Raw genomic sequence first — 12760 nt, 5'->3', positions numbered from 1 at the left:
TAGTGGCATAATATGCCAAACGATCGCAATTTTGAGGCTTCTTCGCAAGCTAGTTGCGCAAGACATGACCTATCGTTGCAAGCATCGATATGGAGACGGTTGATGGCAAGACAGATAGATAAAATCGTGCTCGCTTATTCCGGCGGCTTGGATACCTCGATCATCCTCAAATGGCTGCAGGAGACCTACGGGTGCGAGGTCGTGACCTTCACCGCCGATCTCGGCCAGGGCGAGGAGCTTGAGCCGGCGCGGGCGAAGGCAGCAATGTTGGGGGTCAAGGACATCCGTATCGTCGATCTGCGGGAGGAATTCGTTCGCGACTTCGTCTTTCCGATGCTGCGCGCCAACACGCTTTATGAGGGGCAGTATCTGCTCGGCAGCTCCATCGCCCGGCCACTGATTGCCAAGCATCTGGTCGCCATAGCCCGGCAGGTCGGTGCTGATGCCGTTGCCCACGGCTCGACAGGCAAGGGCAATGACCAGGTCCGGTTCGAACTCGCCGTCAATGCACTCGATCCGTCGATTGAGGTCGCTGCTCCCTGGCGCCAATGGAACATCCGCTCCCGCATGCAGCTTCTGGAATATGCCGAGATGCATCGGATCCCGGTGCCGAAGGACAAGCGCGGCGAAGCGCCCTTCTCGATCGACGCCAACCTGTTGCACACCTCGACCGAAGGCAAAATCCTCGAAGATCCGGCCGAGGCCGCGCCCGAATACATCTATCAGCGCACGGTCGATCCTGTCGACGCTCCCGATACCCCCGAGACCGTCACCATCGGCTTCGAAAACGGCGACCCTGTATCCGTGAACGGCCAGGCGATGACACCCGCTGCCTTGCTCACAGAACTCAACAGCTTCGGCGGTCGACATGGCGTAGGGCGGCTCGATCTCGTCGAAAACCGCTTCATCGGCATCAAATCGCGAGGCATTTACGAGACGCCGGGAGGCACGATTTTGCTTGCGGCGCATCGCGGCATTGAAACGATCACGCTCGATCGTGCCGCCGCACACCTCAAGGATGAGATCATGCCCCGCTACGCCGAGCTGATCTACAATGGCTTCTGGTTCTCTCCCGAGCGGGAAATGCTGCAGGCTCTGATCGACCGGAGCCAGGACTTCGTCAGCGGCGAAGTGACGGTACGGCTCTACAAGGGAAGCGCTACGGTCATCTCCCGCACCTCGCCCTGCTCACTCTATTCCGCCGATCTCGTCACCTTCGAGGAAAGCGCCGTCGCCTATGACCATCACGACGCCGAAGGCTTCATCAAACTCAACGGATTGCGGCTCAGGAGCTGGGCAGCCCGCAACGGCAGATGAGCCTGCCTTGCGTCGGCGCGTTGGCAGCCGCGACCGGGAATCCGATTTCAAACGATCTTAAAAAGACACACGAAAAAGCTAATCGATTTTAATTTTATCATTAAAATTTTCTTGTTGCGGCGCAAAAGAATTTAGACATTAGCTATATCGGATGCTCACTGTGTTCGTTGGAAGGAACTCGCATGACTGTGACATTTCCGCTTACTGAGAAGCGCGATGCGGAGGCGTTGCTGAAGCACTTGACGATGCACAAACTCAGTTTTCCGGGAAACTGCGTCGTGTCGCTCAAAACGCATATCGCGCAGGTATCATCCTCGCATACAACAGCACTCGGCACTGCCCGTACCGCCTGGTAGCGATTGAATATTCGGGCTTCTTGCCCGATCTCCGTGCCACTCGCTCATGCTCAGGATCGAAGCAATCCTGCTGGACGGACTTGTGTGGAGAGGATGGGCCGAGCGCGCCGACAACAGCCTATCTCGCTGCAGGCAATCCCATGCCGACGAGCTTCAGGATTTCCTCGACCTTCGCATCGGGATCGGCTCCGGCTTCGACCTGGCCGTCTATCATCAGCAAGGCAAGGCCATGCGTCAGCGACCAGAGGAAGAGCGCGGCGTTCGGCACGTCCCCGGGCCGTCATCCTCGGCGCCGGGTTCGACACCTTCGCACTGCGCAATCCTCATGCCGGCTTGAAGGTCTTCGAAGTCGATCATCCTGCCACGCAGAGCTGGAAGCAGCGGCGGCTGAGCGAGATAGGGGTGACGCAAAATCTGCCGACATTCGTTCCCGTCGATTTCGAGCAGGAAGATCTCGGAACGCGCCTGGTCGATTGCGGTCTCGAACTCGAAACGCCCTCCTTCTTCATCTGGCTCGGCGTCGTGCCCTATCTCACGGAACCGTCGGTGTTTGCCCTGCTGCGCTTCGTCGCCGGCCTGCCGAGCTCGTCCATCGTCTTTGACTACAGCGAACCCTTGGAGAACTATCCGCCCGAACGCCGCGCCCGCGCCGCGGAAATGGGGTCGCGCACGGCCGCTGCCGGCGAGCCATGGCTGACGCACTTCGATCCCAAGCAGCTCGCGGACCGATTGCTGAGCCTGGGCTTCCGATATCTGGAGGGTATCGGCCCGACCGAAATGGCCAAACGTTTCTTCGGCCAGCCCGCAGATGCGCCGGATCGCGGCGCCGGTCCCCATGTCGCATTCGCCGGTAAATAGGAACGGACCCAAGGCTGCCGCTCGCTGCAGGCGGCCATTGCTCCGTTTGCAAAAATTCCTATTCTGGCCGCCGCTATCCCGGCCGCTGCGACAGGAAATTTGGATTGTCTCATGATGACTTCGAGTCACCCCGACCTCAGCGACATCCACCATGGCGACTGGGTGGATCGCCGATTGCCGGTCGCATGGCGGCCTTATACGCGGCTCGCGCGGCTGGATCGGCCGGTCGGAATATGGCTGACGCTTTTCCCGTGCTGGGCTGCCCTCATTCAGGCGTCGCACGGCCTGCCGGACCTCGGTGAACTCGTGATCTTCTCTCTCGGCGCCTTGCTGATGAGAAGCGCCGGCTCCACGGTCAACGACATCGCGGATCGGAATTTTGACGCTCACGTTGAGCGGACCCGTTTTCGGCCGCTCGCAAGCGGCGATATCGGTGCGATGCACGCCTTCGTCTTTCTGGTAGCCGAACTGATGCTCGCGGCCTCGCTTCTGTTTTTCCTGACGCCTTACACGCGTTTGATCGCGATATCGGTTCTGCCGCTCGTCTTCGTCTATCCGCTCTGCAAGCGATTCACCCATTGGCCCCCGGCCGTGCTGGGCGCGGCGTTCAACTGGGGCATGCTGATGGCATGGGCCCAGATTGCCGGCCATATCCCGGCCGGCGCTGTGCTGATGTGGGCCGGGGCCGTCGCCTGGCAGATCGGCTATGATACGGTCTATGCCTATGTCGATGTCAGGGATGACACCCGCCTCGGCCTGAAATCGACGGCAATCCTGTTCGGCCGGCGCGGCAAGTTGTGGATCGGCTTGTTCTATGCTCTGGCCGTTGCGGCGTGGTCGCTCGGGGGTTGGCTGCTGGAGATGTCGTCGCCTTATACGATCGGAATGCTGGTGATCGCAGCCCAGCTTGCGTGGCAGACCCGGCGGATCGACCTTGCCCGCCCGGACCTGAATTATCGCCTGTTCCTCGCCAATATACCGACGGGCGTGCTGCTCGCCGGCACGGCTCTGTCAGGCACATGGTAGACAGCTCAAGGACGTGACGCCGATGACCTATTTTAAACAAGCCGCGTTCGCGGCCACCATGATGCTGGCAGCAACGATGACACCCCTGCATCAGGCCCATGCCGAGCAATGCGACCAGGAGACTTTCGAAGAGGCGAAATACGTCGTCTGCACGCTGCAAACGGGGAAAGCCGACCTGCGCCTGTTCTGGAAGGGCGCCGATGGCGAGCCGTACCGGACTTTTTCAAGCCTTGCCGAAGCCGTTCGCGCCGAGGGGAAGACGCTGGTGCTGGCCGTCAACGCCGGCATGTACCGGGCCGATTTTTCGCCGATGGGGCTGTATGTCGAAAACGCCAGGGAATTGAAACCCGCCAATACCGCAAAGGCCGAAAGCTCCGCCGGCCAGGTGCCGAATTTCTACAAGAAGCCGAACGGCGTATTCTTTCTTGGTGAAGCAGGCGCCGGCATACTGCCGACCGATGAATTTCTGAAAAATGCGCCCAAGGTGCGGTTCGCCACGCAGTCCGGTCCGATGCTTGTCATCGCCGACAAGCTGAACCCGATCTTGATCCCCGGCTCGACGGATCGAACCCGCAGAAGCGGTATCGGCATCTGCGCGGCCGGCACGGTCCGCTTGGCAATCAGCGAAGACGGAGTGAATTTCCACGATTTCGCACGGCTCTTCCGCGACCAGCTGCAATGCCCCGACGCGTTGTTTTTCGACGGCGGAAACGGTGTCGGGCTCTACCATCCGGCGATGGGCCGCAACGACCGCTCCTGGCACGGCGGCTACGGCCCGATCCTTGGGCTTGTCGAATAGTGCCCGAGGAAATCCGCCTGGATCGAAGTGGGCATCGAGCCGCGTACCGCATCTTGATTCGCCTCAAATCGGTTGGGCACTGAAAAACAGTGCAGTGGCGGTGATCAGCTTGTCCAGCATCTCGACGTTCTCAGAAGTGTTGAAGATATGATCCATGGGAGCCTCCCAAACTTGGTGTGCACCCTTGTGCGCCTGAGCGAATTTTGCCGCTGTTCCCAGAGGAATAGCAGTGTCCAGGCTACCTTCAGCAATAAAAACCCGTCCACGATAGTTAGCGATCTCGTTTAACGGATCCAGATTTTCGACGTCGGCAAAGAATTCATGCCCGAGGGTTAGCGACGCGCCCCACGGCATCTGGACATTGGTAGGCGATCGGCTTGCGAGTGCCCGTTCATACACATCGCGCCCGATCAAGGCTGGAAAGGAAACTTTGGGTTCGCCGACGGGGGCCCAGAGCGCAACCGCCGCTGGTCGATTTGTACGGCCCGCCGCCGCGGCAGCAACCAGCCCACCCTGGCTCCATCCCAGCAGAAATATCGCATTTGGACCACCCGACGGCAGATCGCTGACGAAGTCCATCGCAGCGATGCAATCCTCGACTTGGTGATTGTACGTCGCGTCTTGAAAGCGTCCGCCGCTTTCGCCAACACCTCGAAAGTTAATCCTAAGGCTCGAAAACCCCAGAGACGCGAGCTTCTCCGCCGTATGCGCCAGAATACCGGTGCCGGTGTGAGAAATTATGAGTTCGTGCCGCGTTCCTCCGAACCCATGGAGAAGCACGACAATCGGTGCGTTTGCCGAGACCGCCAGACACAATGTTCCGACAACACGACACCCATCGACCTCAAAGCTTACCGTTTCTTCTGCGGCCATAACTTCCTCTAAACTGACCCATCAAAGCCTACCCCCTCCCCGCACGCGTCATTTCGGCCCGCATCCAGCTCGAGTCTCCCCAGGTGGAGAGCCAGATCATCAGGTCGGTCAGGGCACCGATGACGGGCAGGAGCAAGGCGTGGCGCAGGCCCCGTCTCTTCTGGCTGTCTTCGGCTTTCCTGAGATGCGCCAGCTCCTGTTCCTGGATCGACGCGATGAGGGCGTGAAGTTCGGGATCACGCTGGGCGAGGAAGGCCAGCTGGTCTTCGAGATGGCGATGGACCGTGCTTTCCACCGCCTCTGTGCAAATCCAGATCATGTTGCGCCCGCCAAGCGCCGTCAGGATGCCGAGCACGGAACCACCGAGGCTCCAGAAGGCCATGACGCGACACGGCCTGGCGCGCCTTGCAGGCATGGCCTCGCGAAACAGCCGGCAATGCTCGATCTCGTCCTCGCGCATTTCTTCGAGCGCCGGCACGATGCCGGGAAACAGCCGCCGGGCCATCAGGATTTGGGCGCCATAGATCCTGATGGCGCCGAACTCGCCCGCATGGTTGACCTTGAGAATGCGACGGACGGTGACATCGGGGTCGCGCATTCCCGCGTTGCTCGACGGATTGATCATAACCACTCTGCCCCGGTTCCCTTGCCGGCAGTAGGCAGGATTGCCGCCGTGATCGTCAAGAGGCGCCGCGGGCGGGCCCGTCAGCCCTTGAGTGATGGGCCCTTTCAATAACCACCGGCCTCGCATAGGCACTCCGGCCAGCAACGTAGGAAAGCCGGATGGACCATATCAATTCGCTCGCATTGCTCGTCAGCGTCTACATCGCCTCCCTCGTCAGCCCCGGACCGAATTTCATCATCGTCACCAAAACAAGCATGTCGGTATCCCGCGCTGCCGGGCTCTTTGCGGGTCTCGGAATTGCGGTCGCATCCCTGACCTGGGCCGTCATGGCGATGGCCGGGCTCGGGTTTCTCCTGACCCATTTCGAATGGCTGCATATGATGTTGCAGGTGGCCGGCGCATTGTATCTGATCTGGCTGGGGCTGAAGATGATCCGCAACGCGTCCAAGCCCTTGAAGCCGACGGGACCGAGCGAAGCCGCATGGTGCTCCGCCATGCGCCGCGCTTACGTCGTCAGCATGACCAATCCGAAATCGGTGGCTTTCTTCGGCAGCATCTTTGCGCTTGTCATTCCCGCACATGCGCCCGTTTGGCTCTATTGCTTCATCGCCCTGACCTGCTTCCTTCTTTCGGCTCTCTGGTATTGCGGCCTGGCCTTTTTCTTCTCGAACCCGCGCGTTTCCGCCGGCTTCCTGCGCTTCAAGGCCGGCATGGAGCGCGTGATGGGCGTCGCCCTGAGCTTGATCGGCGACCGCCTGCTCTTGGTTCGCTGACGGCATCCCAATTTAGCCTTAGAGATGGCCAGTCGCTCGTCAGGTCGCAGGCGAAGCCGGCAATGCTTCATGAATGTCTTCAGGAATGAAGCCGCCGGTCTGGCGTTTCCACAGACGGGCAAACAGGCCATCGCGTTCGACCAGTTCCTCCGGTCTGCCCTCCTCCACGATCCGCCCGTGATCGAGCACGACGATCCTGTCCATTCTGGCGATTGTGGACAGGCGGTGGGCGATGGCAATCACTGTTTTCCCCTCCATGACGAGGTTTAGCCTTTCCTGGATGGCGGCTTCGAATTCGCTGTCGAGCGCCGAGGTCGCTTCATCCAGCACCAGGATCGGCGCGTCCTTCAGCAGAACGCGGGCGATAGCAACACGCTGCCGCTGGCCGCCGGAAAGTTTGATGCCGCGATCCCCGACGAAGGCGTCATAACCCTTGCGGCCCTCGCCGTCGGCAAGATCGGCAATGAAGGCATCGGCGCTTGCCATCTTCGCCACCTCTTCGATCTCGTCCCGCGTCGCCTCCGGCCGGCCGTAGCGGATATTGTCGCCGACCGACCGGTGCAGCAATGCGACGTCCTGCGCGATGACCCCGATGGCGCGGCGAAGGCTCGACTGCGTGACCGCTCGAATATCCTGCCCGTCGATCAGGATCGCGCCGTCGCCGATGTCGTAGAAGCGCAGGAGCAGATTTGCGAGCGTGGTCTTGCCGGCTCCGGAGAGACCGACCAGGCCCACCTTCTCGCCGGGCCGCACCGTCAGCGACAACGCATCGATGACCGGCTTGCCCGACTTGTAGGCGAAGTGGACTTTTTCGAAGCGGATCTCCCCGCGGCTGACCGTGAGACTCGACGCATCCGGCCGGTCGGTGATGGTCGGCGGCGTCGTCATGACCGGCATAGCGTCCTTGATCGTGCCGATCGCCTGGAAAATCTGCTGTCCCATCTGCAAGAAAGTAAAGGTGTGCCCGGACAGCCGGTGCAGGATATAGACCGCGCCCACGAACTCGCCAACCGTGAGAAAGCCGTTGATGAGCCCGGAAAAGCCGATAGAAAGCATGGCGAGCCACAGCATCATGTTGAGCGCCACGACGATCAATTCCGACGTGCGGTAGATGCGTTGCTCCCTGTGCTGCGTCTGCACGGATTTCTGGATGATTCGTCGGATAGCACCCGCTTCGCTGTCTTCAGCCGCAAACTGCTTGATCATCTGCATGTTGGTGTAGAGATCGGTAATAGCACCGGCGACAAGGCTGCGCTGCTTGGCGGTGCGCCGCGAACGCTCAGTAAAGACCGGCGCCATCCTGGTGGCGAGCGCTACATTGAGCGCGATCCAGATGACGACCGGCAGGGCAAGCTGCCAAGACAAACTCACCAGCAAGAGCACCGAGCCGACCATCTGCAACAGGAAGCGCGGAATGGCCTGGAAGGCGACAACGATCTGCTGCTGGACGGAAGACGCCACTTGTGACAGGCGCGAGGAGACCTGCCCGGCAAAAACATCGTGAAAGAAAGCGAGATCCTGCCGCTCCACCGCCTTGTGACCCTGCCACTGGATTGCGGCAGGCATACCGACACCGAGCGTATGCGAATTGAAAGTGTTGAGAAGAAACGAGGCGATTGGCATGGCTGGAAAAATCAGGAAGCCGAGGAAGGCAAGCAGCGGCCATTCACTGTTCAGGAAAGCAGGCGCGCCCTTTTGGGTCACACCGTCGACAATGACCGCAAGTCCCCAGACGATCGTGAGGTTGATTGCTTCGATTGCCATCGAGGAAAACGCCAAAGCGATGAGAACGCCTCGAAACATCGAAATGAAGTGCAGAAGGACGGCCACAGGCCCGTTAGAAGGAAGCGGTCGGTACGGAATGTCGAGCGGCCGGATCCAGGTTTCAAAGGGACGGTAGATCGCATCGGAAATCGACATGGATCGCTCGGATCAAAAATTGGGAGGAAGCGTGGACTCGGCTACGCCAAGTCGCATGGGATCATCTTTCGGCCGCCATCTCAACTAGAAATTTCATAAATTAACCGAACGGGCTCGCGAGCGGAGGGAAGCGAGGCGCTTGAAAGCCCAATTGTGATCGTCTCGCGATTGGGGCAGGATGCCCGGAAGAAACAGCTGGATGGAACACTCATGCTGACGGGCTCATGTCATTGCGGCAAGGCAAGCTGGACGCTCGAAGGCGATCCCGGCTCGATCACCGCCTGCAACTGCACCCTCTGCCGCCGTTACGGCACCCTCTGGGCCTATGATTACGAAGGAGAGCGTATCGCTCTCAGCGGAGAAACCGCCTCCTATACCCGCTCGGGCCGGGAGACGCCGTCTCTCGAAATCTTGTTCTGCCCATCCTGCGCCTGCGTCTTGAGCTGGCGCGGCCTGCGGCTTCAAAAGGATGGCCGCCGGCGCATGGCAGTCAACATGCGGCTTGCGCCGCCGGATCTCGTCGCCGATCTGCCCATCGATCATTTCGACGGCCTGGACACGTTCGAAGATCTTCCATCCAAAGGGCGCTGCGTGCGCGACCTCTGGTTCTGACAGCGGGGCATCTATTGATTTCGCGCAGGCGCCTCAACCGCGCCGGGCCGCCTCGATCGCGGCGACATCGATTTTCCTCATCGTCATCATCGCGTCAAAAGCACGTTTTGCCTGACCACCGCCTGCCGCCAGCGCTTCGGAAAGGACACGCGGCGTGATCTGCCAGGAGACACCCCATTTATCCTTGCACCAGCCGCACTCACTTTCCTGGCCGCCATTGCCGACGATGGCGTTCCAGTAGCGATCGGTTTCTTCCTGATCGTCGGTTGCGATCTGGAACGAGAAAGCCTCGCTGTGTTTAAACGTGGGACCCCCGTTCAGGCCGATGCAGGCAATACCCGCGACGGTGAATTCAACGACCAATACATCCCCCTGCTTGCCATCCGGATAATCTCCCGGTGCCCGAATGACGGCGCCGACGGCACTGTCGGGAAACGTCGCCGCATAAAAGCGGGCCGCCGTCTCGGCGTCTTTGTCGTACCATACGCAGATCGTGTTCTTTGCCATTGCGCGGGTCCTTTCGCGTTTCGTTTCGAATTCCCTCGGTGAAATAAGAAGCAAACCGTGTTTCTCCAGCCCTTGCAGCTTATTTCCTCGGCGACAGCTGAGCGCTCCTAAATCGCCGAACCCTCGGGTCGCCATGCCATCATTCAGGTTCGATTCGGGGGCTTTGCACTAAGGAAGATCGCGGTGGTTCCGACGGACGAGTTTCGGACGGGCCACCTTGACCCACCCGCCAAGGCGGGTCGACGCGGTTGGATCCGGCGAAATAAAGGATGATGCGGTTACCGCCAGGGTCGAGCAGCTCCGCCTCGCGCCACAGCCAACTCTTGTCCTCGGGTCCGCTCACGAATTGCAGGCCGGCCTCGCTAAGGCGGCTGACCGTCTCGTCCAGGCTCTCACACTCGAAATACACTGTGGTTCCGCCACCGCCACTTTCGCCCTGATGCAGCGAGAAGGTGCTGTCCCCGTCCGGGCAGAGGAAGCGTGAATACCGTGGACGGGCATCAACGACGGGCCTCAGACCGAGGACGCTGTAGAAGCTCCAGCCCAGATCGAGGTCAGGCATCGTAACGGTCACCTGATTCAGGCGCATGATCTATCCTTCTCGACTGAGTTCTCCCAAAACTGCGCGGCGGTGCCATGGCCGCGACGTCCATAAAAACAAGAACCTGAAACCATCGCCTGAATCAAATTCTAAACGACACGCTTTTTGTGTCCTTGCCACAAAACTCGTGTCAGACTGCGTAAGCTGCGCATCGCCTGCGCGCCGATCGAAAGGCTGACCATGCATAAATTCACCGTTGCCCTCACTCGGGAGATCGAGGCCGATACCGCCGAAGAGGCCGCCCTGCTCCTGTATCAGGAACTTTCAAAAGGACCGCTCCCTGACTGCTACGCCGTCACCGACGAGACGAGCCTGACTATGGAGGTGAAGCTGGATCGAGAAAAGGCGGATGAATTCGCCAGCATCGATCACACCGCCGACCCCGGCAACTGGTAAGGACCCGCCGTTCACGGGGACGGCCGGAGGAGATCCCCACTTTGCGCCGGGAGCGGAAGTGCGGTAGGTGCAAATCCCCTTCTCCGGCGCGAACGCCGGATGACGACAGCCCTCCATCGGAATACCGCAGCAAGGAAAAACTGTGACCTCACCAATTAAAATAGCGGTCGCCGGCGCGAACGGTCGAATGGGTCGCGCCGTCCTGCCGCCGCTGGCGGCCGATCCGGCTTTTGCAGTCATTGGCGGCATCGGTCGCCCCGGCTCGATCGGGGAAGGGCTGATCGACCGTTCGGACGCGATCGCGACCGCCGACGTGATCCTGGATTTTACCACGGGACGTGCCGCTGCCGAACTTGCCGGCTTGTGCGCCTCGGCCGGCGGACCGGCCCTGGTGATCGGGGCGACGGGTTTCGAACCGGACGAACTCGAGCGGATCATGGAGGCCGCCCGGACGATTCCCATTCTGCGCTCCGGCAATTTCTCCATCGGCCTGAACATGCTGCTCGGCCTCGTTGCCCAGGCCGCCCGCGCCCTTCCCGCGCAGGGCTGGGATATCGAAATCCTCGAAGCCCACCATAACAGGAAGATCGACGCGCCGTCCGGCACGGCGCTGATGCTCGGTGAAGCCGCCGCCGAGGGCCGCGGCGTCTCCCTCGCCTCCGTCGAGCGGCGCGGCCGCGACGGCATCACCGGCGAACGGCCGCCCGGCGAAATCGGCTTCGCCGTCCTGCGCGCCGGCGGGCTTGTCGGAGAACACAGCGTTCTGTTTGCCGCCGCCGAGGAAGTCGTGACACTTTCGCATTCGGCGCTCGACCGCGGCATGTTTGCCCGCGGCGCACTTGCCGCCGCCCGCTGGGTCGCGGGACGCGCGCCCGGCGAATACAGCATGCAGGATGTCCTCAATCCGGCCTGAGAAAGGGCGAAGAGACAGGGTTGACCAGAGGCTTGAAGCGCGTCGTTGAATCAAATTCTAAGCGCGTCCCTGGTTGTGCCCGGCCTCCAAGAGAGCCTCATCCTGAAGTGCCCCGTAGGGGCCTCGACGGACAAGGCGGGCGCTCCGGCAGCTGATGGACCTCAACGGAAATATGCATGAAAACAAAGACTTGAAGACATCCCCTGAATCAAACCCTACGCCGATGCCCCTAGCCTATCGAGGATTGCCGAAGCGACGACGACTTCAGTTCCCCCAAGGCCGACCGAGCAAAACAACGTCGTCTCCCCGGACGATCCCCGCCCGGCAGCTGTCCCGGCAATGATGTTGGCAAGGTCGGCCATGCGATCTTCGTTGCCGGAGCCGGCGAGGAAAAAGGGCGAAGCGTAAGCCCGGCTTTGTTCGGGGGAATCCGTCGCGATCACGGCAGCGGCATCCGCGATATCAAGACCGAGTTCGTATCCATGAAGCGTTTTCGGACCGACAGTGTTGACGTGCACGCCGGGCTTCAGATCACGCGCATGGATGACAGGCTTTTGGCTCGTCGTCGCGCAGATGACAATATCGGCGTCCTCAACGGCCTCAGTGACGCTTTCGACAGGCTCCACCTCCAGCCCGAGGGCGTGCTGCATCTCGCTTGCGAAGGCGGTGCGATTTTTCTCGTCGCGGCTATAGACGCGGGCGCGATCCAGTTTTCGAACGGCGGCGGCTGCGGCAAGCTGGGTTCGCGCTTGCGCTCCGCTGCCGATGATCCCGACGATCCTGGCGCCGGGCGCGCTGAGGTGGCGGACGGCGAGACCTCCAATGGCACCGGTCCTGAGGTTGCCGAGGCGCTCACCGAGAACAATGCCCTTGAGCCTGGCATCGTCGGCCGACCATACCGCGACGATCTGCGAATGCTCTGCCCCGTCGAATGTTTCGTACACGCGAAAACCCGCAAGTGGTTTGTCGCCAAGCATGCCGCCGACGGTGAAGACGAGATCGCCTCGATCGGGAAAGGACACATGATGTCGGGGCGGAGAGACCAGCCGATTGTCGGCTCTCGCAAGAAAAGCGGTCTCGAGCGCATCGATGGCAACACGCATCAACGTATTGCCGGCCAGATCCTCGTCTTTCAGAATTTTCGTCACGGCAAACCCCCAGCCTCTGCCGGCATCCTGCGACCC

13 protein-coding genes and 2 pseudogenes are annotated in these 12760 nt (G+C 60.8%); 8 read left to right on the top strand and 7 right to left on the bottom strand.

Translation table 11 applies throughout. The features are described from left to right. The first annotated feature begins 12 nt into the window (after positions 1-12). Positions 13-1317 carry an argininosuccinate synthase gene (locus MF410_RS05635; protein ID WP_331813658.1) on the top strand — a complete coding sequence of 435 codons (1305 nt, stop codon included), beginning with the start codon at positions 13-15 and terminating at the stop codon, positions 1315-1317. A 474-nt stretch (positions 1318-1791) separates the two neighbouring features. Here the strand turns inward: MF410_RS05635 and MF410_RS05630 are convergent. After that, positions 1792-1944 (bottom strand): annotated as a pseudogene (locus MF410_RS05630) (TetR family transcriptional regulator); the annotation flags it as partial. A 2-nt stretch (positions 1945-1946) separates the two neighbouring features. Here MF410_RS05630 and MF410_RS05625 point away from each other — a divergent pair. The 3 genes and pseudogenes from MF410_RS05625 to MF410_RS05615 form a co-directional block, all read left to right on the top strand. Further along, a pseudogene (locus MF410_RS05625) lies at positions 1947-2531 on the top strand (SAM-dependent methyltransferase); the annotation flags it as partial. Between the two features lie 111 nt (positions 2532-2642). After that, positions 2643-3557 carry a 4-hydroxybenzoate octaprenyltransferase gene (gene ubiA, locus MF410_RS05620; protein WP_131711774.1) on the top strand — a complete coding sequence of 305 codons (915 nt, stop codon included), beginning with the start codon at positions 2643-2645 and terminating at the stop codon, positions 3555-3557. Between the two features lie 22 nt (positions 3558-3579). After that, positions 3580-4356 (top strand): phosphodiester glycosidase family protein, encoded by a 777-nt coding sequence (locus tag MF410_RS05615; RefSeq protein ID WP_097625938.1) that lies wholly within the window; start codon positions 3580-3582, stop codon positions 4354-4356. 63 nt (positions 4357-4419) lie between these two features. On the opposite strand, the gene MF410_RS05610 is transcribed toward MF410_RS05615, so the two are convergent. Together MF410_RS05610 and MF410_RS05605 are read right to left on the bottom strand one after the other, a co-directional pair. Then, positions 4420-5229, bottom strand: a complete 810-nt coding sequence (locus MF410_RS05610) for an alpha/beta fold hydrolase (protein ID WP_097625939.1) — start codon at positions 5227-5229, stop codon at positions 4420-4422. A 28-nt stretch (positions 5230-5257) separates the two neighbouring features. Continuing rightward, positions 5258-5854 (bottom strand): demethoxyubiquinone hydroxylase family protein, encoded by a 597-nt coding sequence (locus tag MF410_RS05605; protein ID WP_097625940.1) that lies wholly within the window; start codon positions 5852-5854, stop codon positions 5258-5260. Positions 5855-6012: 158 nt separating this feature from the next. On the opposite strand from MF410_RS05605, the gene MF410_RS05600 reads away from it, so the two are divergent. Continuing rightward, complete coding sequence (locus MF410_RS05600) at positions 6013-6627, top strand: LysE family transporter (RefSeq protein ID WP_097625941.1); 615 nt, start codon at positions 6013-6015, stop codon at positions 6625-6627. 39 nt (positions 6628-6666) lie between these two features. Here the strand turns inward: MF410_RS05600 and MF410_RS05595 are convergent, their stop codons facing one another. Next, complete coding sequence (locus MF410_RS05595; RefSeq protein WP_097625942.1) at positions 6667-8547, bottom strand: ABC transporter ATP-binding protein; 1881 nt, start codon at positions 8545-8547, stop codon at positions 6667-6669. 210 nt (positions 8548-8757) lie between these two features. Between MF410_RS05595 and MF410_RS05590 the strand changes: the two genes are divergently transcribed. Further along, entirely contained in the window at positions 8758-9159 is a 402-nt protein-coding gene (locus tag MF410_RS05590; RefSeq protein ID WP_239620253.1) for a GFA family protein, read from the top strand. A gap of 33 nt (positions 9160-9192) precedes the next feature. Here the strand turns inward: MF410_RS05590 and MF410_RS05585 are convergent, their stop codons facing one another. Continuing rightward, positions 9193-9666, bottom strand: coding sequence for a VOC family protein (locus MF410_RS05585; RefSeq protein WP_097626067.1), 474 nt, complete (start codon positions 9664-9666; stop codon positions 9193-9195). Between the two features lie 139 nt (positions 9667-9805). Further along, positions 9806-10255 carry a VOC family protein gene (locus tag MF410_RS05580; RefSeq protein WP_097625944.1) on the bottom strand — a complete coding sequence of 150 codons (450 nt, stop codon included), beginning with the start codon at positions 10253-10255 and terminating at the stop codon, positions 9806-9808. Between the two features lie 192 nt (positions 10256-10447). On the opposite strand from MF410_RS05580, the gene MF410_RS05575 reads away from it, so the two are divergent. After that, entirely contained in the window at positions 10448-10663 is a 216-nt protein-coding gene (locus tag MF410_RS05575; RefSeq protein ID WP_097625945.1) for a hypothetical protein, read from the top strand. 142 nt (positions 10664-10805) lie between these two features. After that, positions 10806-11576 carry a 4-hydroxy-tetrahydrodipicolinate reductase gene (dapB, locus tag MF410_RS05570; protein WP_097625946.1) on the top strand — a complete coding sequence of 257 codons (771 nt, stop codon included), beginning with the start codon at positions 10806-10808 and terminating at the stop codon, positions 11574-11576. Between the two features lie 215 nt (positions 11577-11791). Here dapB and MF410_RS05565 read toward each other — a convergent pair whose 3' ends face one another. After that, positions 11792-12724 carry an NAD(P)-binding domain-containing protein gene (locus MF410_RS05565; protein WP_097626068.1) on the bottom strand — a complete coding sequence of 311 codons (933 nt, stop codon included), beginning with the start codon at positions 12722-12724 and terminating at the stop codon, positions 11792-11794. Positions 12725-12760: the final 36 nt, after the last annotated feature.

The sequence above is a fragment of the Rhizobium sp. C104 genome (genome assembly GCF_022354505.1).
GTDB lineage: Bacteria > Pseudomonadota > Alphaproteobacteria > Rhizobiales > Rhizobiaceae > Rhizobium > Rhizobium redzepovicii.
Note: the sequence above shows the minus strand (reverse complement) of the source record. Positions and strands in the feature narration are given on the sequence as shown.

Bases quoted from the DNA above. Each gene is read 5' to 3' on its own strand.
- MF410_RS05585 (WP_097626067.1), bottom strand. From the start codon at position 9,666: ATGGCAAAGAACACGATCTGCGTATGGTACGACAAAGACGCCGAGACG.
- MF410_RS05635 (WP_331813658.1), top strand. From the start codon at position 13: ATGCCAAACGATCGCAATTTTGAGGCTTCTTCGCAAGCTAGTTGCGCA.
- MF410_RS05605 (WP_097625940.1), bottom strand. From the start codon at position 5,854: ATGATCAATCCGTCGAGCAACGCGGGAATGCGCGACCCCGATGTCACC.
- MF410_RS05575 (WP_097625945.1), top strand. From the start codon at position 10,448: ATGCATAAATTCACCGTTGCCCTCACTCGGGAGATCGAGGCCGATACC.
- MF410_RS05615 (WP_097625938.1), top strand. From the start codon at position 3,580: ATGACCTATTTTAAACAAGCCGCGTTCGCGGCCACCATGATGCTGGCA.
- MF410_RS05580 (WP_097625944.1), bottom strand. From the start codon at position 10,255: ATGCGCCTGAATCAGGTGACCGTTACGATGCCTGACCTCGATCTGGGC.
- ubiA (WP_131711774.1), top strand. From the start codon at position 2,643: ATGATGACTTCGAGTCACCCCGACCTCAGCGACATCCACCATGGCGAC.
- MF410_RS05610 (WP_097625939.1), bottom strand. From the start codon at position 5,229: ATGGCCGCAGAAGAAACGGTAAGCTTTGAGGTCGATGGGTGTCGTGTT.
- MF410_RS05595 (WP_097625942.1), bottom strand. From the start codon at position 8,547: ATGTCGATTTCCGATGCGATCTACCGTCCCTTTGAAACCTGGATCCGG.
- MF410_RS05600 (WP_097625941.1), top strand. From the start codon at position 6,013: ATGGACCATATCAATTCGCTCGCATTGCTCGTCAGCGTCTACATCGCC.
- MF410_RS05590 (WP_239620253.1), top strand. From the start codon at position 8,758: ATGCTGACGGGCTCATGTCATTGCGGCAAGGCAAGCTGGACGCTCGAA.